Here is a 23,325-nt window from a genome sequence, read left to right as displayed (position 1 = left end):
TTAAGCTCATTTTAACAGCATTTTGCTTTTTTTAGTATGTAGGGGTTTTCTAGGAATTATCCTACTGAATTCTATGATATTATTTTTTGTAACATTGTTATACATTATAATGCACCCATTTGTCTAGACCATTTTTTTCAAAGTGATCCGATTTTTAAAATGAATATGTTGATAAATACGTCGACACATATTTAAAGTATTTATGAATATATTCATTTACTGTTTATGATAATAGAGATCAGCAGGAACTTTATAATGTAGAGTCTGATGTCGCCTTCTATAGTTATACCAAGCAACAAAATCGTTTATTATAAGATTCAAATCTCTGATACTATTTGGTCTATAATAATATATAGCTTCTTGCTTTAAAGTTCTCCATAAGCGCTCAACAAATATATTGTCGAAGCAACGTCCTTTATGGTCCATACTGATTTTAATATTAGCACGCTCTAATTCCATAATAAAGTTGTAGCTAGTAAACTGCACCCCTTGATCACTATTAAAAATCTCAGGTTTACCTGTATCCGTTCAGAGGTATGGTAAGGATAAAAAAGAATTGACATAACATATCAAAGTAATAATAACAGAAAATGTTGATAGTAAGGTAAGGCTAGATGCTTCAATTGTTGATCAGTATTGTAGAGTTATGTAAAAACTTAGAGCAAAAAGTAGCAAAGCTTGAAGAAAAAAATAAAATCTTAGAAATAGAGAATGCTGAACTAAGAGAGAGACTTGGCTTGAACTCAAGGAATTCATCTTTACCAAGTTCAAAAGAGCTGTACAAAATAAAAAAAGACACACCAGAAGATAAGTCAGAGGGTGGCAGGAAGATAGGGGGTCAAGTTGGTCATAAAGGAAATTATCGGATAAAAATGGAAGCAGATGAAGTAATTAGAGTAAGATTACATGATACTTGTGAATGTGGTGGAGAAATTGCAGTATGCAACAAACCCTATATTCACCAGAATGTTGATCTCCCAAAAATTAAGCCTTAGGAGCTTCACGAACGGTAAAGGGTATTATAAAATCCGAGCCAATGATGTGGACATTTTTGGATGATCCAGAGAATATTCCATTAACGAATAATCATGTTGAGCGACAAATACGGCATTATGTTGTCTATCGTAAGAATTCATATTTTGCACAGTCAGAGCGAGGGAATAGATTCCTTGAGCGGATAATTTCGTTGTATCTCACTTGGAGGCAAAAAAAGTTAAATCCATTTCAAAACCTTCTATCTATTGTCTCTTAAGCCACACCTCTGAACGGATACGAGCCTTGGCTTTCTAATATACTGCTGAAGCTTTATGAGCTTGATCAATATGATGATGCAGAGCTGGTGAGAAAGAAAACTGCAGCAATGTTTGCTGGATTTATTACGAGACTTGATCCAGAAGCAAATATCATGGGAGAAGGTGAAGCAAGTGAGCAAGGAGTAGCACTATCTGGCCTGGAACCTGGAACAATGCAGCTTTTAGACCCAGGAGAGGACATAAAATTTTCAGAGCCATCAGATGTTGGAGGAAGTTATGAAGCGTTTATGAGACAGCAACTGAGGGCAATAGCAATAGGTACAGGAATAACATATGAGCAGCTAACAGGAGATTTAACAAGCGTTAATTATTCATCCATTCGGGCAGGGTTGATAGAGTTTCGCAGAAGGTGCGCAATGTTACAGCATAACGTGATAGTGTTCCAGTTTTGTAGACCTATTTGGAATAGATGGCTAGAATTAGCAGTGTTTTGTGGAGAACTGAGTATAGATGAAAAAGTAGTAAAAGCAGCGAAAGAAGAAGTAAAATGGATACCACAGGGATTTGATTGGGTGGATCCACTGAAAGACCAGCAATCGCAGCAAATGGCAGTAAGGAATAGATTTAAGAGTCGATCGGAAGTAGTATCAGAAATGGGTTACGATGTTGAAGAAATAGATCAAGAAATAGCAGAAGATCAAAAACGTGCAAATAGTCTCAACTTAATGTTTGACTCTGATTGTAAAGGATTATGATGCTCTTAGGAAAACCATTAATTCTTGAACCAAGGAGTTTTGAGCTATTGTCATTAAACAATCAAAAACATCCCACGTTTAAAAACATAAAGCACTCCATCAAAAGTAACGTAGAAAGAACTGCAATTATAGCAATACATGGAATCTTGACTAAAAAACCAGGTGCGTTTGATGAAATGCTCGGGATGACATCATATGAGCAAATAGAAGAACAAATCAAACAAGCATTAGCAGATAGTAGCATAGAGACAATTATGCTGGAAATAGATAGCCCCGGAGGAGAGGTAAACGGTATATTTGACCTAGCTGACTTTATTTATGAATCAAGAGCAAAAAAGAGGATAATAGCGATAGCAAATGATGATGCATACTCTGCTGCATATGCTATAGCTTCAAGCGCTGAGAAGGTATTTGTGAGCAGAACTTCTGGTGTTGGCAGTATTGGAGTAATAGCAAGTCATATAGATCAAAGTAGATTTGATGAAAAGCAAGGTGTTAAGTACACCACAATCTTTGCTGGTAGTCGAAAGAATGATTTAAACCCACATGAGCCAATGACGTCTGAAAGTCTGGGAAGCTTACAAAAAGAAGTAGACCGACTATATGAAATGTTTTTGCAGCTAATAGCAAGGAACAGAGGTCTTTCAATTGAAAAGATTCGATCAACAGAGGCAGGGCTATATTTTGGGGAGAAAGCAGTAGAAATAGGCCTTGCAGACGGAATGACAATTCTTTCATCTATTAATAAAAACAGGAGTATTACTATGAATGAACAAACTACAAATGACCTAGAAACTGATAATTTAACCAAGTATCGTACTGAAGTTCTTGAATTAATACGTTTATGTAATTTATCGAAGATGCCAGAAAAGATAGGAGAATTTATTGAGCAAAGTGTAAGTGTTGAGCAAGCTAGGGAAGTTTTAATGGAATTACTTGCAGAGAGAACAAAGAAGACAGAGATACTGAGTGCAATACCACAGAATTCAGGAGAAGAATTGATGATGCAGGTAGCGAAAAGTCGTAGGAGTTAAAGTATTTTTATAACCGCCGTATATAGCATTGATAAAAGCGGCGGTAAGCAGTTAAGGAGAGAAATTTATGAGTTGTATAAGCGAACAAAATAATCTGGGTGACTTATTAAAGTATGAGGCATCAAGTCTATATTCAAGAGATCAGATAACAGTAGCAAAAGGGCAGAACCTAAAGCTTGGTACAGTAGTGGCTCTCGATAAAGATAGCATGGTTAAGATAATAAATCCAACTGCCACAGATGGTACACAAACAGCGATAGGTGCAGTAGTAAGTGATGTAAATGCGACAGAAAATGCTAAAGCAGTAATTATTACTCGTTGTGCAATACTAGCAGATCATGCGGTTGTGTGGCCAGCAAATATCACTGAAGAGCAGAAAGCTGCAGCAATAAAGCAACTTGAAGCACGAGATCCGCAAGGGAGCTTAAAAAACTATTAAAAACACAAAAGGGGGAAAATAAAAAATGCAAAATCCATTTACAAATACAGCATTTAGCATGACGGCACTAACAAATGCGATGAATATATTGCCGATAAATTATGGACGGGTTGAAAATTTAAATTTATTTCCAAATAGGTCAGTAAGATTTAGACATATTACCATAGAAGAACATAACGGAGTTTTAAGTTTACTACCAACGCAAGTTCCAGGAGCACCAGCAACAGTAGGAAAAAGAGGAAAAAGAAAGGTAAGAACATTTACGATTCCACATATTCCGCATGATGATGTAGTGTTACCAGAGGAAGTACAGGGAATAAGGGCATTTGGATCAGAAAGTGAACTTAAAGCGCTAGCAGACGTAATAACTGACCATTTACAGCTAATGAGAAACAAACATGCAATAACCATTAGAGCATTTGCGAATGGGAGCGCTGAAGGGAATAATTTTAGATGCTGATGGGTCAGAATTATTAAATCTGTACAACGAATTTGAAATAACACCAAAAGTAGTAAATTTTGCCCTTGGAACAGCAACAACTGATGTAAAACGTAAGTGTCTGGAAGTATTGCGGCATATAGAAGATAACCTAAGTGGTGAATATATGACTGGAATTCATGCCTTGGTAAGCCCTGAGTTTTTTGATGCACTAACTTCTCATGCAAAAGTAAAAGAAGCATATGAAAGATGGCAAGAAGGAGCAGCACTTCGAAATGATATGAGGTCAGGGTTTACATTTTGTGGCATAACGTTTGAGGAATATAGAGGGCAAGCAACTGACCCTGAAGGAACGGTTAGAAGATTTATTGAGAAAGATACAGGGCACTGTTTTCCACTAGGAACAGCAAGCACGTTTACAACATATTTTGCACCAGCAGACTTTAATGAGACGGTGAATACTCTCGGACAGCCACTCTATGCAAAACAAGAGCCAAGAAGATTTGATAGAGGGACCGATTTACATACGCAGTCAAATCCTCTACCAATGTGCCACCGCCCGCCGTTTTGGTCAAGATCGTTGCAGCATAACAATACTGGTAGAGTAACTACAAGGTGGTGAGGCACAGAACGACTCTACCGGTATGCGCTTTCTTAGCATGTAAAGGTTAGTATATCAAAAAGAAATATGCAAGAGAATATTAAGCGATTATTAGAAGATTGTTTTGCCCATTTAGGAGAAGTGGCTTTATATAAATCAAAGGATAAGTCATATATGGTACAGGTGTTAAAGCAAGAGCCAGATAAATTATACGAGATTGGTGAAGGGCAATTTGTAGGAGAAACTTTAGTGTTGGAAATAAGTGCGTTTGATGTACTGCAGCCAATTGTAGGAGATATTTTTGTTATAGGTGACCGTAAATATAAAGTATATTCTCCACCGCTGCAAGATAATTCAGGAATGGTATGGAAAATTCGAGCGTCAGATGCGTATTAACACCGGTAGTATTATACAAAGTATAGATGCTGAAAGGAAAAAAGTGGAAAAAGTGACGGTGAGCGTATTAAACAAAACAGCAATATGGCTAAAATCACAAGCAGCTAAGGAAATCAGTGAAGAAAAGAAGATAAAATTAAGTTTGATAAGAAAGAGATTAAGAATTTTTAAGGCAAAAACAAGCAGTGTTAATTAGAGCAAATCTCTACGACATTAGAGCATCGACAATTGGCAAAATACAAAAAACAAGAAGAGGATCGAAAGTAGGAAAGCATGAGTTTATAGGAGGATTTGCAGCAGTTATGCCAAAAGGAAATAGCGGTATGTTTAAACGTGAAGGAAGGGCAGCATTGCCAATAAAGGAAGTTAAGTTGCCACTCGAACCTGAGGCTTCAAGGATAATAGGGAATCTTGTTAATTATGAAGTTGAAAAGGTATTTGAAAAATATTTTATACATTACATGAGTTAAATTATATGCATGACAAAGTTCTGGAAAGATTTACATAAAGCAATTTGCAGCACACTGAAGGAAGAAATACTGGCTATACAGACATGTGAAATTTATCCAGCAATAAGGAAAGAATTAGTAGCGCCAGCGGTGTTTGTAGAACTAACAAGTTTAGAACCAGGTAAAGATGCAGGTACTGATGAATTAGCATTGAAAGCCAGGTTTGAGGCGAGGATTGTAGTTGATGGAACAGTAGAGGATTCCTCGGTAGTTGTTAGAACATTAGCTGCTGAGGTTGCGAGAGTAGTAAATAAAAATACTTGGAATGTGGAAAATGTTTCACCAGGAGAATTTATCTCTGCGGAAATTGACGGATTTAGGCCAGAGCTCGATGCATATTTAGTGTGGATGGTTGATTGGAGTCATCAGCTTCATTTAGGTAAATCAGTATGGGAAGAGGGGAAAATTAAACCACATACAATAAACGTAGGAAATATAAATGTTGGATCATAGTTTTGCGATTTCAGAGCTGAATAGGAAGCTAGCAAACGTTATTCGTATAGGAATTGTAAAAGAAATAGATTATGAAAAAGCAAAAGTAAGAGTGAAAATAGGAGAATTTTTAACAGATTATTTACCGTGGATAACAAGTAAAGCAGGAAAAGATAGAGATTGGTCTCCGCCAGATATTGATGAACAGGTTATGATATTTTCTCCTCTTGGTGAACTATCATTAGGAGTGGTATTAGGAGGAATATATCAGGAAAAATACCCTGCACCAGAGAATAAAAAAGAAATAAATAGTGTGAAGTTTCAAGATGGAACAAGATTGTTATATGATAAGGAAAAACATCATTTAGAGATTGAAGTAGTAGATAAAATAACACTGAAAGCTGGGGAATCGAGCATAGAAATGACAAAAAGTGGAATAAAACTGAAAGCAGAAAGGATCGACTTAAATTGAACAAAGGAATAGTGAGGTTAGGAGACTACTGTGGAGAAGCTATACCACATTTCTGCATTAGCGGAAGTAATAATGTTTTTGTAAACGGTAAGTCAATGTGTAGACAAGGAGACAGTTTTAGTGAAGGAAGAGCATTAACTGAAGGATCAAAAACAGTGTTTGCAAATGGTCTTGGTGTAGGAAGAGTAGGAGATATAGTTTCATGTGGGTTTAAAGTAATAAAAGGCAGTGAAAGCGTCTTTGCAAAATAGAAATGAAGGGTATGGATGCTAAAACAGGAAAAACGTTAGAAGGAATAGAGCACTTAAAGCAGTCGATAATTGATATACTGACCACTCCTATTAACAGTAGAATAATGAGGAGAGATTATGGCTCAAGATTATTTGAATTAGTGGATAAACCAATCAGTAGAGATTTTACTTTGAAGATCTATGCAGCAACAGCAGAAGCACTGGGGAAATTTGAGAAGAGATTTAAGTTAGAAAAAGTAAAGATTGCTGAAGCTAAAGAAGGAAAAATGACTCTTGTACTTGAAGGTATGTATCTTTCAGAAGGCAAGTTCATAAATATTAGTGGAGTAGTTGTTTAGAAATGCAAACATCTAATATTATTGAAAAACTAAGCTATGAGGAAATATTTTCGAGAATGAAAGAAGAGTTAGTAAATCGAGACACAAGTTTTACAGCATTAGTTGAAAGTGATCCAGCGATAAAGATTCTGGAGGTGGCAGCATGGAGAGAGTTGTTACTCAGAGAAAGAATAAATGAAGCTGTAAAAAGTAATTTACTAAAATTTGCAACGGGAGAAGATCTTGGTAATTTAGCTGAATTTTATGGAGTAGAGAGAGAAAAAGAAGAAGAGGACGAACGATTTAGAAAAAGAATAAAAGCAAAAATAAAAGGCTGGAGTACAGGAGGAAGTAAAGAGTATTATCGTTATCAGGCACTGTCAGCAGATAGTAGAGTAAAAGATGCATTAGTAGAATCACCTATACCAGGGAAAGTACAAATTTCAATCTTATCAACACAATTATCCACAACTGGCATAGTGTCAGAAGAACTACTAGAAATTGTAAAAAAGCAGGTTACTAGAGATGATATAAGGGTTTTAACAGATACGATAACAGTAATTGGTTGCAATATTACGGAAATAGATATTCACAGCAGAATGAGCATGAGTCCTGTAATATCAGAGGAAGAAATCAAGAAGCAGTTTATTAAGAAGTTTGAATTAGTAAAAAGATTAGGGTGGAGTGTAACAAGATCATGGATAATAGCGAATCTATTTGTAGATGGTGTAGAAAATGTGGAATTGATCGAGCCAAGAGAGGATGTTGTGGTTCTGGGAAATGAATCTGCAAATTTGAAAAATTTAAAGATTGAGTTGAATTAATGTTATTGCCACCAAATGCAACAAAACAGGAAAAAGCGCTAGTAGATGCGATAGATTATAAGGTTGATCCAAGCTGTATTAGAGGATTTAAATTTAGATTGGAAGAAGAAACATTGCCGTGGATAATAGAAGAATATGGTTTAGAAGAAATACTACGCTGGGTAAAAGATAGAAGAAAAGCAGTAGTAGAAGGAGTAAAATTTCAAAGACTGCGAGGAACACCTAAATCACTTAAAATAGCACTCAAGTGGGCAAATATAGAAGACATTACAATCATCGAAGAACCACCCGGTAAACACTTTTTTGAGTTGCAAGTAGGGATAAAAGAGGTACTAAATGACTTCTTCGTAGATGCAGTAGTAGAGCTGGCAAAACTATCACTGCCTGTAAGATCGAGGTTGATGAGGATTTTTAACGATTATTATAATGTGCAGAGATTTATATTGGATGAGAGTTTATTTGGAGATCTTCTTTCTGATTATTCAGGGGTAAAAATAGAAAAAGATGGACCAGTGTTATCATTTGGAAGAGTAAATTTTTTCAGGTCTAGTGGTCCAGTTATTAGGATTATAGAAAACTATCTACGCGATCATTATGAACGAGCTTTAAGCAATGATATATATCGCCTAGATGTAGCAATCCTTGGAGAAACAGAGCCTCACACAAAGAATTATAACGGTATTTATGAAAGAAATCATTTGTGGTACAACTTAAAAGCACTATATCCATTACCACAGAGTTTATTACCATCGATTAAATTTGCAAAAGCGCAGATAGTATTATCAGACAGTTGGGATTTAGGAGACATAAATACGTGCTTTCCAGTTAGTAGCGTAGAAGAAAGAGGAAATAAATTTGTATTGGGAAGCGATAAACTTTCAGGGCAATATTGGAATTTAAAACACAAGCCAATTTTAGAAAGATTTAGCGTTACTCACAACTATAAAGTAGAAAATTATACAGATCAGAAGGTCAGAAAATATGTTTTAGCAGAACACAACGTTTACTATAAAAACGATTTAGATTCAGAGCAAAAAGACTCAATACACGAATTAGAAAAGCACATTTTAGTATTTTACCCGGGAGTACTGAAGTGGCACGAACATCGACATTTGCACAGAAGTTGGAAAGATAGTCGAATAATATCTATAATAAGTTAAGCACTTATATTTAGATCCTCATATATTATATTAATAATAGGTAAAAGTGTATGAAATAAAAAGAAAAGGACTTGCTTTCTCATGCTAAAAAGGACATGACTTGAATAGCAGCAGGTAAATATAAGAAATTTGTCTGGCGCTAGAAAAGCTAATTTTGTGAGGTATGAAATGAGTTTTAGCAAGAGTAAGTTTTTTAAAGAAGTATCAAGTAACGGGTTTAAAAACATTAATAAAAGAAATGAAGAAGGAGAGACGATCTTGCATCAAGCAGTAGAAATCTCCGATTACACAACAGTGAGGTTATTAATAAAAAAAGGGGCAGAGGTAAATGCAAGAGATAAAAATGGTTATACACCACTACACTGTGCAGTATTTGCAAAAAGCTTAGAAAATGTAAAAGTGCTGCTAAGGGAAGGAGCAGAAGTAAATGCCACTCAATATATCGGTGGATGTACGCCACTGCACTCTGCATGCAAAATAGGAGCAGGAGTTGAAATAATAAAAGAGCTAGTAAAGGCAGGAGCTGAAGTTAATCAACTAAATAAGTATGGTGCAACACCAATGTATTACATCTGGGAAAGTGAAAAGTATTGTCTATGTGATAGCAAAGAAAGTGAAAAGGCAAGTAAATTTCTCAGAGAACAGGGAGGAATAACAAAAAGTAGAGAACTGACGTGCTATGGAATAGAGAGGCTAGTGGGAGAAATAGTATCTATGTTGGATGGAAGCTATTTACCGGAGTTAAAAATAATAGAGATCGAAGAAATAAGGAAGAGAGACAAGTCGCTAATAAAGGAAGAATGTCGAAATTTAGCAAGCAAGATAATGAGCCAAGTAAATGAAATGATAGATGAGGTGGTGAGAAGGAAGGCTTAAAGAAGGTCAAAGAAAAGGTGGGGTAAGTTATGGTAAAGCTCGGTAAAAAAGAGGCATTTAATAAGTCAGCAAAAGAATTATTAGAGAACTCATTTAAAAGTGTTTATGAAAGAGACGAAAAGGGCAGAACAGTTCTACATTACGCAGTAGACGCAAAAACAGTGAGATTATTAGTTGAAAAAGGAGCGAATGTGAATGCAGCAGATGTAGGAGGGTATACAGCACTGCACCTAGCGGTAACGGAGAAAAGCCTAGAAACCGTGAGAGAATTGATAAAATCAGGAGCGAATGTAAATGCTGAGGAGTATGGAAGTAAATGCACTCCATTGCACCTTGCATGTATGGTAGGTGAAAGAGAAATAGTGAAAGAACTAGTAAAAGCTGGAGGAGAAATAGAGCAAGCAGATAAATTTGGAATGACAGCGATGGATTATAGCAAAGAGATAACCGAAATATTGAAGAAAGAAACGGACAGAATAGAAAAATTGTTTAGCAACAGCAAAGGAAGAGTTGAGAGAAATGGCTGGAAGAAAAGACAAGCATAGGTAGCAGTGTAATAATTGGTCTTTTTCACAAGGATTTATGGAAATAGGAACAGCCTAACCTATGAGGAAATTTTACAGGAGAAAAACGTGCGAGAAAGAATACTTACTATTCATCGTCATTATGAACCAAGTAAGTTATCAGATAAGTGTTTATCAGATGCTTATGGAATACTACTAAAACGATTGATGGAAAGAAAGAAAAAGGAATTTTTAAATAAGAAGGAGATTGAAAGAAATGACAACAGTAGCCTTATATGCAAGAGTTTCATCGAGGAAACAAGAGCAGAACAATACAATAGAGAGCCAAGTTGTAGAGCTTGAGCGTAGAATTGCTACAGATGGACATAAGTTGTTAAGTGAAAATAAATTTAAGGACAATGGCTTTAGTGGATGGAATTTAAAACGAGAAGGTTTAGATGAATTACGCGATAAAGTAGGAGAAGGTCAAGTTGATAAAATTTACATTCATTCACCTGATCGATTATCAAGGAAATCTTCACATCAAATGATATTACTTGAAGAGTTTGAGAAAGAAGGAGCAGAAGTAATATTTTTAAATTATAAGACTGAAAATAATCCAGAGTCAAAATTACTGTTAGGAGTACAAGGATTAATTTCAGAATACGAATGCGCAAAGATAATGGAAAGGAGTCGAAGAGGAAAGCTTCATTCAGCGAGGAAAGGATGTGTAAGTGTAATGGGAAACGCACCTTATGGTTACCGCTATATAAAGCATGTAGATAGAGAAAAGGCAAAATTTGAAATTGATGAAGAGGAAGCAGAAGTAGTACGTAAACTGTTTGAGTGGGTAGGTCAAGAAAGAGTGAGCTTAAAAGAAACTGCAAGAAGGCTAAAAGAGAGATGTATTACTACTCCAAAGGGCAGAAGAAATTGGCATCCAGGTACAGTGTGTAGAATATTGAGAAATCCAGCGTACAAAGGACAAGCAGCATTTGGTAAAACGAATGTAGGTCCAATAAAAAAGGAAGTGAGAGCAATATGGAAGGTGAGGAAAAAAAGTTACTCCATTTATCAAACTGAGAAAAAGAATTGGATTCATATAGAAATACCAAATATAGTTGAAGAGGAGTTGTTTGACATAGTACAAGAACAGCTATCTGAAAATAGAAAAAGAGCAAGAATGCAAAGAAGTGGAAGAAAATACTTATTACAAGGGTTAATGGTATGTCAATGTTGTAAATACACTTATTATGGAATGAGTAATGTTAAGGGAGGAAGAAGTTACTATCGATGCCCTGGAACAGATGCAAACCGTTTTGGTGGGAATAGGGTATGTAGCAGCAAATCAATACGCGCAGATATACTAGAAGAGGTAGTATGGGAAGAAGTGAAGATGGTACTCAAAGAACCAGAGGCAATGACTAAGGTTAGACTTTTAAAATATGAAAATAAGCAAACAAACGATGAGCTTGAAAAACGTGCAGATAAAATAGAACAAGGTATCGAAAGATTAGCTTATGTATATGCACGAGGTCATATAACGAAGGAAAAGTATGATGCAGAAGTTGAAGCAATGGAAAAGGAGTTAAAAGGAATCAGAGACCAAAAGGAAGAAGTGAGTGATGAAAAGAGGCTAAAGAAGGAATTAGATTTTATCACAAGTAGCATAGAAAATCTTTCCTCTGAGATTGAATCAGAACTTAATCAAGCAGATCATGAAACTAAACTTAATATAATAAGAAAATTAGTTCAACGCATTGAAATTGATGATGATAACGTGCATATAGTGTTTCGATTGAAAGAACTTGCCCTAGAAAGGCAAAAAAAAAGTGTTCAACATTGTATCGGGATTCCAGTGTCACGCACTGGGATGACATCTTCCAGCTGTGCATGTGAAGCTAAAATGGCATTCTTTTTTCTAGATTCCAACGGTCTTGATAACAGGCAAGAAGTATATTTTTCATTGCAACTAATTTCCAGCGATTTTTGTTTTAATGTAAATGGAATATAGTCCTATTGCTGCTGCGTTTGAAACATTTAGACTGTTAATTACGTTTGACATTGGGATTTTTAAAAGATAATCACAATTTTCTTTAACTAGTCTCCGCATTCCTTTCTCTTCAGAACCAAAAACAATTACTCTTTTTTGCCCAAAATTCTTTATTTCATCTATATTTTCCTTTGCATTGCAATCAAACCCATAACACCAGTAGCCTATCTTTTTTAAAGACTCCATCGTCTTTACTATGTTTGTAACGTATATTAGAGGGACAATATCCAGTGCTCCACTTGCTGCTTTTGCGATAGATGCATTTTCGCCCGGCGAATGGTGATGTGGTAAAACCAATGCATCAATGTTGAAACAAGCTGAGGTTCTTAAAATCGAACCTATATTGTGTGTATCAGTAATTTGATCTAAAATGACTATAGTAGAGTTTTCACCTGATCTTTCAGCTATTTCTTCAATATTTAAGCTGTGAAAAATAGGAGTAACTTTTAAAGCAATTCCTTGGTGATTTACACCTTTGGGTAAAACATCATTGAACATTTTGTTCTCTACCAGTCGAGCTTTAATGCCCTTACTATCTGCACATTGTTTAATTTCTTTCTCAAATTCTCTGTAGAAATTTTCTGTTACTAACAGTTCTATACACCGCCTATTTTTGTTTCTTAATGCTGAAATACAAGTGTGCTTTCCATATATCCAACAGTTTTCATTAGCTTTTGATGATTTCATCTCATTATTAAAAATCAGATTTTTATAGAGTAAGCAATATTTTACTGTGTTTATATATTGTTGTAAAATTATGCAGTTCAATTAATGAATTTATGTCAGATGATGAGTTAGATTGGCAAAAAAATGTTAAGCCAATAGAATGTGGAAAAGTTACTTTGAAAGTTGATCACAAAGTAAATATAAAATCTATGATTGATAAAGGTATCTCTGGCTTACAAGAAAATTTTCTTAATACTGATAATGGTGATTCATCATTTTGTCTTGACTACAATACAAAATTAAAGATCGATAGGGGCAAATATTTTATAAGCGATAAACTCGATTTGCATGGCTATAGTATAGATGATGCTTATTGTAAATTGATAGATTTTATTATCAAAAATTATCAAGCAAGGAATAGGTGCTTATTGGTAATTACGGGGCATGGTAATAGTACAGATAAAATAGACACTATAAAGAATAGCTTAAATAAGTGGTTGAATGATACAAAAGTTCGAAATATGATCTTATACTATCAGCAAGCCATAAAAAAACATGGTGGCAAAGGAGCTTTTTATGTCTTATTAAGAAGAAATAAAGGTTAATTTTAGAGTACCTATTTAGGAGTACCTTTCTTAGAATTCACGTTTTGAAGAATGATTTCTGCTAAACCTTTACTAATTCCAGGTACGTTTTGAATTTCAGCTAGAGAAGCTTTGCTTATATTTTCTACCGAACCAAAATGAGACATGAGTGCCTTCTTTCTTTTACTGCCAACACCGGATATTTTACTTAATTGTGAAGCAAAAAACTGTTTATCGCGTTTTTTTCTATGCGAAGTTATCGCAAAACGGTGAGCTTCATTACGCAGCAATTGTAAATAAAGCATGACCTTGCTGTCACTTGCTAGAGTAAATTCTTCTCTGTCCGGCACATAAAATCTTTCATTTCCTGCATTACGATCATGACCTTTCGCCATACAAGCAAAAGGAACTTTTATATTCAATATTTCCAATACATTCTGCACTATGGAAACATGTCCTGGACCGCCATCAATCAGTAAAAAATCAGGGATTATATCTTTTATATTGCCAGAGAAACGTCTAGTCAGCACTTCTCTCATCATTTTATAGTCATCACCTGAAATTTCTTCTTTTATAGTAAATTTTTTGTATTCACTTTTTAAAAAACCTTCCTGCCCTGCAACAATCATCACACCAACTTGTTGATTTCCAGATATATGGCTATTATCATAAACCTCGATACGCTTTGGAATATTTGGTAACAAGAAAATCTTCCTAAGCTCTTCGAGCTTTTCTAGGTTATTTCTATAATCAGTAAGCTTCTGCTCTAGGCTATGCTTAGAATTATTGTAAATAAAATTCAACAAATCACGCTCTTTACTATTTTTCGCATACAAAACTTTTATTGATTTTTGAGTAAGAGCATAAAGTGCTTGTTCTATAATTTCCTTATCCTTAATAAAATCGGGAACGTAAATTTGTGCTGGTGGTGTGCTAACTGGATTATACAAATTGACCAAAAAGGTGGATAAAATTTCATTATTTGGATGATCACTACAATTCTCAATGAAGTAAGGAATGCTTCCATAGTTACCTTTATCTCTGAAAGATAGTACACCAATGCATGCTAAGTCTGCCTCACGTACAATGCTGAAGAAATCTGCATCTTCTTCAAAAGAAAAATCCATTGGCTGCATTTGAATTTGCTGAAGAAATTTCAATCGATCTCTATAGACAGCAGCAAGCTCGTAGTTCATTTCCCTACTGCACTTTTCCATTGTAGAAAATAGCTGTCTTTGCACTTCTTTATTCCTTCCTAGCAGAGTATCTTGTGCTTGTTTTACTGATTTGCAGTAATCATCTTTTGTAATTTTATCTACGCATGGTGCTGAACAGCGCTTAACTTGATACTCAAGACATGGTCTTTTTGTTGAAGAGAAATATTGATCTGAACATACTCTTAAGAGAAAAGCTTTTTGCAATGATAATATAGTGTTCTTAACAGCAGCAGCAGATGGAAAAGGGCCGTAGTAATGAAACTCATTCTTCTTAAACTTACCTCTATATTTCGCTATTCTTGGATAATCATGCTTAGAAATTGTTATATAAGGATAAGATTTTCCATCCCTAAGCAAAATATTATAAGATGGTTTTAACGATTTTATTAACTGTGCTTCAAGAAGCAATGCTTCGATTTCATTCTCAGTGATGAATATTTCAACCTTAATAACCTGTGAGATCATTACTCTGATTCGTTCAGAAAGGTTTTCGAATTGAAGGTAGTCGGATAATCTCGACTTCAAGTTTTTTGCTTTACCAATGTATAAAACCTTACTCTTATCTCCAATCATCTTATAAACGCCACAGGATTGTGGAGATGATTTGATTTGTTCCTTATATTGCCTGAGCATTTATCAATTGTTTAACCTGTATAAGGTTAAACTCTGCTACTAAATGAAAGGTAGAAACAACATTTGCAAGCAAAGATAACCTGTTTATTCTAAGCTCATTAGAATCACAGTTAATCTTTACACTGTCCATAAATTGATTGATAAACGGAGCAAAACGAGCAAGTTCATCAAGCGCTGTATTAAAGTCGTTATTTTCTATCGCTTGTTTGATGTTTTTACAAGCAGCTATAGCACAATTTGATAGCGCAATCTCCTCATCTTCAATCAAAAACTTCTTACTGTAAGATGCATTATAAGTAGTGCCATCACTTTTTCTCACTTTGCTCATCATGTTACTGGCTCTTTTATAAGTGCTTAGAACCTGTTCACCTTCTTTTGTACTAAGATAACGATCCAATATCACAGTTTGCTTTTCCGCTTTCAGCAGATCATTAATATCGACTTTATATAGTATTGAATCTACAACATCTTGCCTTATATTTCTATTTTTTAAAATAATCTTGAACCTTTCTAAGCAGAATTTAAATACTAGTTCTGAAATTTGTTTTTCACTTGGCTTATCAACTGGAGTTATATTTTTATTCAATAGAAGCCTTGAACATAAAGATACTGACTTATCTATCAGCAATCTAATTGGAATATGCAAATTATTTTCAAGTATTGTTCTAATTATACCAATTGTCATTCTCCGCAAACCAAACTGATCATACGAACCAGAGATTTTCTCACCTGCTGCAATTAAGCCAACCAAACTATCCATTTTGTCTGCAATAGCTACAGCAATCGCAGTAGGAGATTTAGGGCATTCTTGGTCCGATCCAATTGGCTTATAGTGCTCAGTTATAGCTTCCACTACTTCTTTATCCTCTTGAAAATAAGAAGCGTAGTATCCACTCATTACTCCTTGCAATCCCGGAAATTCTTTCACTATCAACGTTGCAAGATCTGCCTTTGCTAAATATGCAGCACGTTCAACTTTAATTAATGAAGCATGTGGAATAAATATCGCTATATACTTTGAAAGAGCGATAATACGCTTCACTTTTTCTTCTACGCTACCGAGCGAAGCATGAAATGAAATAGAGCTCAATTTTTTGACATAGTAATCTAGGTTTTCCTTCTTGTCTTGAGATATCAAAAACTGGGCATCAGCAAGACGTGCTTCTAATATTCTTTCATGGCCTTTGACAACTTCATTGTTGTTAACATTTACAACAGTAACAAAATGTGATATTTTCTGTCCATCACTTAAAGCAAGATACTTTTGCTGCGTATTAATTATACTAAGTATTACTTCCTTCGGTAATTCTGATGATTTTACTTTACCAAATAATACTATTGGCCACTCTATAAGCCCTGCCAATTCATTAAGTAAATAATCATTTTTTTCAAGTTGTAAGTTCTCCTCTTTTGTAAACTTATTAATCTGATCTAGTATAAATTGCTTTCTTTTGTCCAACTGGAGAATGACATTATTTTTTTCTAACAATTCAAAATAGTCTTTGGGTGTTTTAACAGTAAGTACTGCATCACCTGAAAGAAACCTATGACCATACGTAACGTTGCATGCTGTAACCCCTGCAAAAGATATAGGTATTATTTCGTCATTTAAAATACATAGAATATTTTTAATTGGCCTAACCCATCTCTCTTTTCTTTCACTCCATCTCATACTCTTTGGCCAAGAAAAGTTTTTTAGCATTTCCTCCAGTTGATTTTTGAGAAACCCGTTGATGTTAAATAAGCAGCTTTCTCTCTTAATGAAGTAAAAATCTTCATCGTTTACTTTGCGAATGAGTAAATCTTCTTCACCTTTCCGATTTTTTCTCAAAAAACCTTCGATAGCACTTTTCGGTGCATTAACTCTTGGTCCTTTAATCTCATTGTTAGAATCTTTTAGCTCCAAAGCACTTATGCCATCAATAAAAAGAGCAATGCGACGTGCAGTCACATAAACTTCTATAGATGCAAATTTCACATTATTTTTACTAAAAGCATTAGTGATATAGCTCTTAACCTGAGCTGCAGATGAATTCTGCATTCTTGATGGAATTTCTTCTGAAAGACATTCAAACAATAATTGTGACAACATATTCTACTTTGCTCTATATAATTCACAGCATTTTTTTGTTAACTCTCTCACTCTACCAATATAGGCTGTACGTTCATTCACACCAAGCACACCTCTTGCATCAAGTAGATTAAGTAGATGGCTCGTTTTAATACATTGGTCATAAGCTGCTATCGGCAATTCTTTTTCAACAAGGAATTTACACAGTTTTTCTGTATCCTCAAACTGCTGTTGTACTACTTTAGTATCATAATAATCAAGTGCCAGGTAAGAAAACTCTCGCTCTCTTTGTTTAAAAATATCTCCATAAGTTGCACCGCTACCGTTCCACATTATGTCGTAAACATTATCTACACCCTGTATGCACATTGCTAAACGCTCTAACCCATATGCTACTTCACCAGGAATTATTCTGCAGTCAATACCTCCCACTTGCTGTATATAAGTAAGTTGTGTTACTTCCATTCCGTTGCATGTAACCTCCCAACCAAGACCGGATGCACCAACACTTGGGTTTTCCCAATCATCTTCAATAAACTTAATATCATATTCTTTTGTCGATACACCAAGAGCTTTTAAGCTATTTAAGTAAACATCTTGCAAATTGCTGCCAGATGGTTTTATTATAACTTGGTATTGATGATGCTGATATAAACGATTAGGGTTGTCGCCATAGCGTCCGTCTGCAGGTCTGATTACTGGTTGTAGATACGCAATTTTTGTTGATTTTTCGTCAATCGCTGACATGATTGTTGCGGGATGTAGTGTTCCAGCTCCAACTTCAGACGTATATGGATGAAGTATAGTACACCCTTCATCTGCCCAAAAATCTTGTAATCCCTTTATTATATCCTGTAGATTCACGCAAACTGTATATCTTTTAAACTGAATACATAAGCAAATAAGTACTATTCTATACTTATTTTTTTAATAGTGCCATGAAAATAGTCACTCAAGGCTATTGAACGTATCCGTTCAGAGGTGTGGCTTAAGAGACAATAGATAGAAGGTTTTGAAATGGATTTAACTTTTTTTGCCTCCAAGTGAGATACAACGAAATTATCCGCTCAAGGAATCTATTCCCTCGCTCTGACTGTGCAAAATATGAATTCTTACGATAGACAACATAATGCCGTATTTGTCGCTCAACATGATTATTCGTTAATGGAATATTCTCTGGATCATCCAAAAATGTCCACATCATTGGCTCGGATTTTATAATACCCTTTACCGTTCGTGAAGCTCCTTTTGCTTCAAGTATATAAGATATTTTTATCATGCAGTACTGCATAAATCTTCGTAACTCTTTAGCTTGCTTAGTGAACTTTGAAATACTAATTTCATTTTCTGACAAAGCGTTTTTTAATGTAAATAATCCATTAGCTGCATCTTTTAAACAATGGCCAAGTCTCATTACTTCACTATTCCAGCTATGAGATAACCTCTCGAAATTTCTCAATAAGTGAGCCCAACAAATTTGTCGTTTTTCATCACTGAAGTGGTTGTAAACTCCATATCTGTCGGTAATTACCCGATTTTTGTAATCACAAAATGCACTATTCTTTAAAAACTTCATTCCTCTTGTATCTGCTAACTTCATAAGACTTGCTTTATTGTTGGCAAACATCCAGCACCATTCCAATTTACCTTTGTTATAGTGACTGGTTTCATCAATATGCAAAATTTCGCTTGCTTTCATTTCTTCCTCTATTTGTTCATAGGCTTCTTTACATTTTGACGAGACCCTTGCTTCGCTATTGGACACACTACCAACACTTATACTCATGTTAAAGATGTCTTTCATGATATTCGCTATTTCTCGCTTTGAATTCTTATAAAACCCACTTAGTGATGCAACTACTGACTTAACTCTAGGACCAAAGGTATCAGGTGTAACTCCTTCTGGTAATTTGCTACTCCTTCTTTTTCCGCATTTACGACAGCGCCCATGTTCTAGTTGGTATTCCACTACGTAAGGCTTAATTTTTGGGAGATCAACATTCTGGTGAATATAGGGTTTGTTGCATACTGCAATTTCTCCACCACATTCACAAGTATCATGTAATCTTACTCTAATTACTTCATCTGCTTCCATTTTTATCCGATAATTTCCTTTATGACCAACTTGACCCCCTATCTTCCTGCCACCCTCTGACTTATCTTCTGGTGTGTCTTTTTTTATTTTGTACAGCTCTTTTGAACTTGGTAAAGATGAATTCCTTGAGTTCAAGCCAAGTCTCTCTCTTAGTTCAGCATTCTCTATTTCTAAGATTTTATTTTTTTCTTCAAGCTTTGCTACTTTTTGCTCTAAGTTTTTACATAACTCTACAATACTGATCAACAATTGAAGCATCTAGCCTTACCTTACTATCAACATTTTCTGTTATTATTACTTTGATATGTTATGTCAATTCTTTTTTATCCTTACCATACCTCTGAACGGATACTATTGAACTTTCTTTTACATACTCAAATATGCTTTTATTTAAAACAATCGCATCATGCATAGTCAGATCGCAGAATATAAATGCAGTCAAGTACAATAAAATCACTGCATAAAACACATGAAAAATCCCTTCAAATGTGATTGATATTGCATTGTTATAACTAAGCTGTATCGTACTTATCGGCCATGGTTTTATTACTTCTACAATATTAAAAAATAAATAAGGTATTATAAAGAAAAAGAACAAATGCATAAGATCATTAAACCAAAATGAACATTGAAGTATTGCTTTACATATACTTAGATAGAATTTACTTACAATATAATAAATTGACATTATTGCCGGCATCGAAAGCGCAACAGTCAGCACCTGTCCTGATGCTATTTGTATTACTATATTCTCATCACTGCTGGCTGAAGGATCTTGAGTATGAAAAATAGATATGCCAACTAATTGCAGCACTAACATAACTATTGCTAGCTTGGTAAAAATAGCAGCTACAACTATGCCTGAATTCGGCATTTTATATAGTATAAAATCACCTCCGTATGTAAGCATTAATATAATGTCAGTAATAAATAATATTAGAAAAGAAGACCAATAATGCTGCCAACCCGGTAAATATCCTACTCCTAAAAAAGAGCTTACTATTTTGGCAGGAAAAACCTTGCCTAGCACCTTACCCAAAAATTGAAAAAAAATCCCCATGTCCTAACTAACACTTGACTTATATTTTTCACAATACTGAATTGTAATGGACTTATCAATACACTTCTTGCATAGAAAAAAGGCAAATAGTTAAAAACGATCTAAATTTACCAATAACCGTTATCCCTTCTTTCTTCATATTAGTGCCTCTATCCCAGTGCTCCTTTTCCTGTCATTCAAGTAGCCCCTTTGCGTCATTAGATCTCTTGCATAACTGGAATTCAAAAGTTGATGTCATTCCAGCTCATGACGCTGGAATCTAGTCTTTATTATGATTCAATTTGCGGTTAGTTTTTCTGGATCACAGTGTCACGCACTGTGATATGATGTCAGTATGTATAGCTAATTCAAAATATTAAAAAATTTACCAGGCGAAAAAAAAGGCAAAAGAATCCCCCAGTAGTGAGTTTTATAATTTAAATTGTCGTTGTAATAATGTGCTAACAAGCGCGATTTGGCTGAACGTAGAAAAAATAAAAAAGACATGCAGCCGCTATAATTTTATGTAATCTGCCAATATATACCTGAATTTTTTACTGAATTTTTGTTGTTAAATCTGCAGAGATTAAAAACAAGGATAAATACTCTTATTGATATGATAAGGAAAGTGGGAAGGTTTGTCAAGTCACTTCGGCCAGCTACCTACTTAGATGTTCCACACTGCTAAGTAGATACTAAATTTTTTGCAACATCAAGTGCAGCATAGGTAAATATTGCACTTGCACCTGCACGTTTAAAACCAATTAAGGACTCATAAATCACTCTGTTATAATCCAGCCAGCCATTATTTGCTGCAGCTTTTATCATTGCGTATTCACCGCTTACTTGGTAAGCAAAAATCGGAAAATTAAACTTTTCACTTGCTGTTTTTATTACATCTAAGTATGGCATACCCGGCTTTATCATAATAAAATCTGCACCTTCATCTATATCCATTTCGATTTCGCAGATTGCTTCACGTGCATTTCTATAATCCATTTGATAACCACTTTTGTCGATGAAATTTGATGATGCGCACGAACCGACAACTTGCCTGAACGGCGCATAGAAGCTAGAACAGTACTTTACTGCATAGGACAATATTGACACATTCTGAAAGTTATTATCATCCAATGTTTTTCTTATTTTTCCTATCCTGCCATCCATCATATCAGAAGGAGCAACTATATCGCATCCTGCTTTTGCTAAAACAAGTGCTTGCTTACATAATGCTGACACAGTCTCGTCATTTTCTACATCTATCCTACTGCTTTTTAAAATGCCATCATGACCGTGAGTAGTGTATGGGTCTAGTGCAATGTCTGCAATAATGCCAATATCCGGTACATTTGATTTTACAGCACAAATTGCTTTACAGATTAAATTTTCAGGATTGTACGCTTCCTCGGCGTTTTCAGATTTTAGTTTACTATCAACTACAGGAAAAATTGCAACAGCATTAATCCCCGAGTCCTTAGCTTTCTGAATTATAGAAATTAATCCATCTATTGAATAACATTTGATATCAGGTAAGCCAGAAATTGGCTCAATTGTTTCTTCTCCGTCATGAACAAATAAGGGAAAAATCAAATCATTTACTGATAAAGTGCTTTCACTTGTTAAATTGCGAATCCACTTGCCTGAGCGCCTACGCCTTAACCTTGTATTTGGGAAATTAAACATTGGATCCAGGCAAATTCCCAGTAAAAAGCAACACTCCTGAAATGAGTATTACCCAAAGTACCGATATTGGCAAAAATACTTTCCAACCAAGACGCATTAATTGATCATAACGATAACGAGGTATTGTAGCTCTAATCCAAACAAATATAAACAAAAGTACAACTATCTTCAAAATAAACCAGATTAAACTAGGAATTTTATACAGCAAACTAAGCTCTAATGGAGGATACCACCCTCCTAGAAAGAATATTGTCATCATAGCGCTTGCTAAAATCATATTTGCATATTCTCCCAAGAAAAAGAGAGCAAAAGGCATTGATGAATACTCGACGTTATACCCAGAGACGAGCTCTGCTTCAGCTTCTGGTAAGTCAAATGGGTGACGATTAGTTTCGGCAAGCAAAGAAATAAAAAATATTATTCCTATAGGCATTAGTAATAAATCAATCCAAAATGGCATATTATGTTTCGCTACCACCATCTCTCCAAGATTTAATGTGCCAGTTGTAATAACAACTGTAGCAACTATTAGACCTATTGAAACTTCATATGAAATCATTTGAGCAGCTGACCTTATAGCGCCAAGAAATGCATAATTAGAATTACTAGACCAGCCTGCAATAATAATGCCATATATTCCCAAAGAGGATATAGCTAGCACATAAAGCACTCCAACATTAATATTTGCTATTACCTTAGGGATTATTACCTGCTGTCCATTTTCTGTAATTATTTCAGCTCCAAATGGTATAACTGCCCAGGAAATTAATGCTAAAATAAAGGTGAGCATTGGAGCCATAATAAACAGTATGGTGTTTGCTCTAAATGGTATTATCGGCTCTTTAATTATCAATTTGATAGCATCTGCAAATGGCTGTAGTAGACCAAATGGCCCTACTACACTTGGACCATGCCTTAGTTGAATTGCACCAATAACTTTACGCTCAAAGTACACTAAATATGCTACTGAAAGCAAAAGTGGAATAAGAAGAAAAAGAATATCAAATATCAAGTACATGCAAC

General features: G+C 35.0%; 22 protein-coding genes and 5 pseudogenes. 18 read left to right on the top strand and 9 right to left on the bottom strand.

The window, feature by feature from the left end:
* Positions 1 to 216: 216 nt before the first annotated feature.
* Positions 217 to 519, bottom strand: a pseudogene (locus ABWU45_RS02770) (transposase); the annotation flags it as partial.
* 107 nt (positions 520 to 626) lie between these two features.
* Here ABWU45_RS02770 and ABWU45_RS02765 point away from each other — a divergent pair.
* From ABWU45_RS02765 to ABWU45_RS02685, 17 genes and pseudogenes are all read left to right on the top strand, one after another.
* A pseudogene (locus ABWU45_RS02765) lies at positions 627 to 1,252 on the top strand (IS66 family transposase).
* 21 nt (positions 1,253 to 1,273) lie between these two features.
* A pseudogene (locus tag ABWU45_RS02760) lies at positions 1,274 to 2,008 on the top strand (phage portal protein); the annotation flags it as partial.
* Positions 2,008 to 3,042: a S49 family peptidase gene (locus ABWU45_RS02755; RefSeq protein ID WP_353279067.1), complete on the top strand. Its 1,035-nt coding sequence runs from the start codon at positions 2,008 to 2,010 to the stop codon at positions 3,040 to 3,042. The pseudogene ABWU45_RS02760 and the gene ABWU45_RS02755, both read left to right, overlap by 1 nt.
* Positions 3,043 to 3,109: 67 nt before the next feature.
* The gene (locus ABWU45_RS02750; RefSeq protein ID WP_353278929.1) at positions 3,110 to 3,481 is read left to right on the top strand and encodes a head decoration protein; all 372 of its coding nucleotides are present in this window, start codon (positions 3,110 to 3,112) and stop codon (positions 3,479 to 3,481) included.
* 25 nt (positions 3,482 to 3,506) lie between these two features.
* Positions 3,507 to 4,511, top strand: a pseudogene (locus tag ABWU45_RS02745) (major capsid protein).
* A 97-nt stretch (positions 4,512 to 4,608) separates the two neighbouring features.
* A complete protein-coding gene (locus ABWU45_RS02740; protein ID WP_353278927.1) occupies positions 4,609 to 4,917 on the top strand; it encodes a hypothetical protein in 309 nt (102 codons plus the stop codon).
* A pseudogene (locus ABWU45_RS02735) lies at positions 4,907 to 5,387 on the top strand (phage tail protein). The gene ABWU45_RS02740 and the pseudogene ABWU45_RS02735 overlap by 11 nt, the downstream one beginning before the upstream one ends.
* Before the next feature lie 9 nt (positions 5,388 to 5,396).
* Complete coding sequence (locus ABWU45_RS02730; protein ID WP_015588266.1) at positions 5,397 to 5,879, top strand: hypothetical protein; 483 nt, start codon at positions 5,397 to 5,399, stop codon at positions 5,877 to 5,879.
* Complete coding sequence (locus tag ABWU45_RS02725; protein ID WP_015588267.1) at positions 5,866 to 6,330, top strand: phage baseplate assembly protein V; 465 nt, start codon at positions 5,866 to 5,868, stop codon at positions 6,328 to 6,330. Before ABWU45_RS02730 ends, ABWU45_RS02725 begins: the two co-directional genes overlap by 14 nt.
* Entirely contained in the window at positions 6,327 to 6,581 is a 255-nt protein-coding gene (locus ABWU45_RS02720; RefSeq protein WP_015588268.1) for a PAAR domain-containing protein, read from the top strand. Before ABWU45_RS02725 ends, ABWU45_RS02720 begins: the two co-directional genes overlap by 4 nt.
* A 2-nt stretch (positions 6,582 to 6,583) precedes the next feature.
* Positions 6,584 to 6,919, top strand: coding sequence for a GPW/gp25 family protein (locus ABWU45_RS02715; protein ID WP_015588269.1), 336 nt, complete (start codon positions 6,584 to 6,586; stop codon positions 6,917 to 6,919).
* Between the two features lie 2 nt (positions 6,920 to 6,921).
* Positions 6,922 to 7,722, top strand: a complete 801-nt coding sequence (locus tag ABWU45_RS02710; RefSeq protein ID WP_353278925.1) for a baseplate J/gp47 family protein — start codon at positions 6,922 to 6,924, stop codon at positions 7,720 to 7,722.
* On the top strand, positions 7,722 to 8,882 hold the full coding sequence (locus tag ABWU45_RS02705) for a phage tail protein (protein WP_353278923.1): 1,161 nt from the start codon (positions 7,722 to 7,724) through the stop codon (positions 8,880 to 8,882). Before ABWU45_RS02710 ends, ABWU45_RS02705 begins: the two co-directional genes overlap by 1 nt.
* A 168-nt stretch (positions 8,883 to 9,050) precedes the next feature.
* Positions 9,051 to 9,758 (top strand): ankyrin repeat domain-containing protein, encoded by a 708-nt coding sequence (locus tag ABWU45_RS02700; RefSeq protein WP_353278921.1) that lies wholly within the window; start codon positions 9,051 to 9,053, stop codon positions 9,756 to 9,758.
* Between the two features lie 29 nt (positions 9,759 to 9,787).
* Complete coding sequence (locus ABWU45_RS02695; protein ID WP_353278919.1) at positions 9,788 to 10,303, top strand: ankyrin repeat domain-containing protein; 516 nt, start codon at positions 9,788 to 9,790, stop codon at positions 10,301 to 10,303.
* Between the two features lie 15 nt (positions 10,304 to 10,318).
* Positions 10,319 to 10,624 carry a hypothetical protein gene (locus tag ABWU45_RS02690; protein ID WP_353278917.1) on the top strand — a complete coding sequence of 102 codons (306 nt, stop codon included), beginning with the start codon at positions 10,319 to 10,321 and terminating at the stop codon, positions 10,622 to 10,624.
* Positions 10,539 to 12,275, top strand: coding sequence for a recombinase family protein (locus ABWU45_RS02685; RefSeq protein ID WP_353278915.1), 1,737 nt, complete (start codon positions 10,539 to 10,541; stop codon positions 12,273 to 12,275). Before ABWU45_RS02690 ends, ABWU45_RS02685 begins: the two co-directional genes overlap by 86 nt.
* Here ABWU45_RS02685 and rlmB read toward each other — a convergent pair.
* A complete protein-coding gene (rlmB, locus tag ABWU45_RS02680; protein WP_264682622.1) occupies positions 12,234 to 13,001 on the bottom strand; it encodes a 23S rRNA (guanosine(2251)-2'-O)-methyltransferase RlmB in 768 nt (255 codons plus the stop codon). The two genes, ABWU45_RS02685 and rlmB, sit on opposite strands and share 42 nt — an antisense overlap.
* Positions 13,002 to 13,093: 92 nt before the next feature.
* Here rlmB and ABWU45_RS02675 point away from each other — a divergent pair, with 92 nt between their 5' ends.
* Positions 13,094 to 13,585, top strand: coding sequence for a Smr/MutS family protein (locus tag ABWU45_RS02675; protein ID WP_029237658.1), 492 nt, complete (start codon positions 13,094 to 13,096; stop codon positions 13,583 to 13,585).
* Between the two features lie 11 nt (positions 13,586 to 13,596).
* On the opposite strand, the gene uvrC is transcribed toward ABWU45_RS02675, so the two are convergent.
* From uvrC to nuoH, 7 genes are all read right to left on the bottom strand, one after another.
* The gene (gene uvrC, locus ABWU45_RS02670; RefSeq protein ID WP_353278913.1) at positions 13,597 to 15,414 is read right to left on the bottom strand and encodes an excinuclease ABC subunit UvrC; all 1,818 of its coding nucleotides are present in this window, start codon (positions 15,412 to 15,414) and stop codon (positions 13,597 to 13,599) included.
* Positions 15,398 to 17,506, bottom strand: a complete 2,109-nt coding sequence (glyS, locus tag ABWU45_RS02665) for a glycine--tRNA ligase subunit beta (protein WP_064085630.1) — start codon at positions 17,504 to 17,506, stop codon at positions 15,398 to 15,400. Before glyS ends, uvrC begins: the two co-directional genes overlap by 17 nt.
* 3 nt (positions 17,507 to 17,509) lie before the next feature.
* The gene (locus ABWU45_RS02660) at positions 17,510 to 18,349 is read right to left on the bottom strand and encodes a glycine--tRNA ligase subunit alpha (RefSeq protein WP_353278911.1); all 840 of its coding nucleotides are present in this window, start codon (positions 18,347 to 18,349) and stop codon (positions 17,510 to 17,512) included.
* 124 nt (positions 18,350 to 18,473) lie between these two features.
* Positions 18,474 to 19,826, bottom strand: a complete 1,353-nt coding sequence (gene tnpC / locus ABWU45_RS02655; protein ID WP_353279066.1) for an IS66 family transposase — start codon at positions 19,824 to 19,826, stop codon at positions 18,474 to 18,476.
* Between the two features lie 61 nt (positions 19,827 to 19,887).
* Positions 19,888 to 20,640 (bottom strand): phosphatidylglycerophosphatase, encoded by a 753-nt coding sequence (locus tag ABWU45_RS02650; RefSeq protein WP_353278909.1) that lies wholly within the window; start codon positions 20,638 to 20,640, stop codon positions 19,888 to 19,890.
* Between the two features lie 663 nt (positions 20,641 to 21,303).
* Positions 21,304 to 22,302: a porphobilinogen synthase gene (hemB, locus tag ABWU45_RS02645; RefSeq protein WP_353278907.1), complete on the bottom strand. Its 999-nt coding sequence runs from the start codon at positions 22,300 to 22,302 to the stop codon at positions 21,304 to 21,306.
* Positions 22,295 to 23,320, bottom strand: a complete 1,026-nt coding sequence (gene nuoH / locus ABWU45_RS02640; RefSeq protein WP_353278905.1) for an NADH-quinone oxidoreductase subunit NuoH — start codon at positions 23,318 to 23,320, stop codon at positions 22,295 to 22,297. Before nuoH ends, hemB begins: the two co-directional genes overlap by 8 nt.
* Positions 23,321 to 23,325: the final 5 nt, after the last annotated feature.

Origin of the sequence: Wolbachia endosymbiont (group B) of Longitarsus flavicornis (assembly GCF_964028135.1) — a bacterium.
Lineage (GTDB): Bacteria > Pseudomonadota > Alphaproteobacteria > Rickettsiales > Anaplasmataceae > Wolbachia.
The sequence above is the reverse complement of the archived record's forward strand: the minus strand, read 5'-3'. Positions and strand labels throughout refer to the sequence as shown.

Bases quoted from the DNA above. Each gene is read 5' to 3' on its own strand.
- ABWU45_RS02755 (WP_353279067.1), top strand. From the start codon at position 2,008: ATGCTCTTAGGAAAACCATTAATTCTTGAACCAAGGAGTTTTGAGCTA.
- ABWU45_RS02750 (WP_353278929.1), top strand. From the start codon at position 3,110: ATGAGTTGTATAAGCGAACAAAATAATCTGGGTGACTTATTAAAGTAT.
- ABWU45_RS02740 (WP_353278927.1), top strand. From the start codon at position 4,609: ATGCAAGAGAATATTAAGCGATTATTAGAAGATTGTTTTGCCCATTTA.
- ABWU45_RS02730 (WP_015588266.1), top strand. From the start codon at position 5,397: ATGACAAAGTTCTGGAAAGATTTACATAAAGCAATTTGCAGCACACTG.
- ABWU45_RS02725 (WP_015588267.1), top strand. From the start codon at position 5,866: ATGTTGGATCATAGTTTTGCGATTTCAGAGCTGAATAGGAAGCTAGCA.
- ABWU45_RS02715 (WP_015588269.1), top strand. From the start codon at position 6,584: ATGAAGGGTATGGATGCTAAAACAGGAAAAACGTTAGAAGGAATAGAG.
- ABWU45_RS02710 (WP_353278925.1), top strand. From the start codon at position 6,922: ATGCAAACATCTAATATTATTGAAAAACTAAGCTATGAGGAAATATTT.
- ABWU45_RS02705 (WP_353278923.1), top strand. From the start codon at position 7,722: ATGTTATTGCCACCAAATGCAACAAAACAGGAAAAAGCGCTAGTAGAT.
- ABWU45_RS02700 (WP_353278921.1), top strand. From the start codon at position 9,051: ATGAGTTTTAGCAAGAGTAAGTTTTTTAAAGAAGTATCAAGTAACGGG.
- ABWU45_RS02695 (WP_353278919.1), top strand. From the start codon at position 9,788: ATGGTAAAGCTCGGTAAAAAAGAGGCATTTAATAAGTCAGCAAAAGAA.
- ABWU45_RS02685 (WP_353278915.1), top strand. From the start codon at position 10,539: ATGACAACAGTAGCCTTATATGCAAGAGTTTCATCGAGGAAACAAGAG.
- rlmB (WP_264682622.1), bottom strand. From the start codon at position 13,001: ATGAAATCATCAAAAGCTAATGAAAACTGTTGGATATATGGAAAGCAC.
- ABWU45_RS02675 (WP_029237658.1), top strand. From the start codon at position 13,094: ATGTCAGATGATGAGTTAGATTGGCAAAAAAATGTTAAGCCAATAGAA.
- uvrC (WP_353278913.1), bottom strand. From the start codon at position 15,414: ATGCTCAGGCAATATAAGGAACAAATCAAATCATCTCCACAATCCTGT.
- glyS (WP_064085630.1), bottom strand. From the start codon at position 17,506: ATGTTGTCACAATTATTGTTTGAATGTCTTTCAGAAGAAATTCCATCA.
- ABWU45_RS02650 (WP_353278909.1), bottom strand. From the start codon at position 20,640: ATGGGGATTTTTTTTCAATTTTTGGGTAAGGTGCTAGGCAAGGTTTTT.
- hemB (WP_353278907.1), bottom strand. From the start codon at position 22,302: ATGTTTAATTTCCCAAATACAAGGTTAAGGCGTAGGCGCTCAGGCAAG.
- nuoH (WP_353278905.1), bottom strand. From the start codon at position 23,320: ATGTACTTGATATTTGATATTCTTTTTCTTCTTATTCCACTTTTGCTT.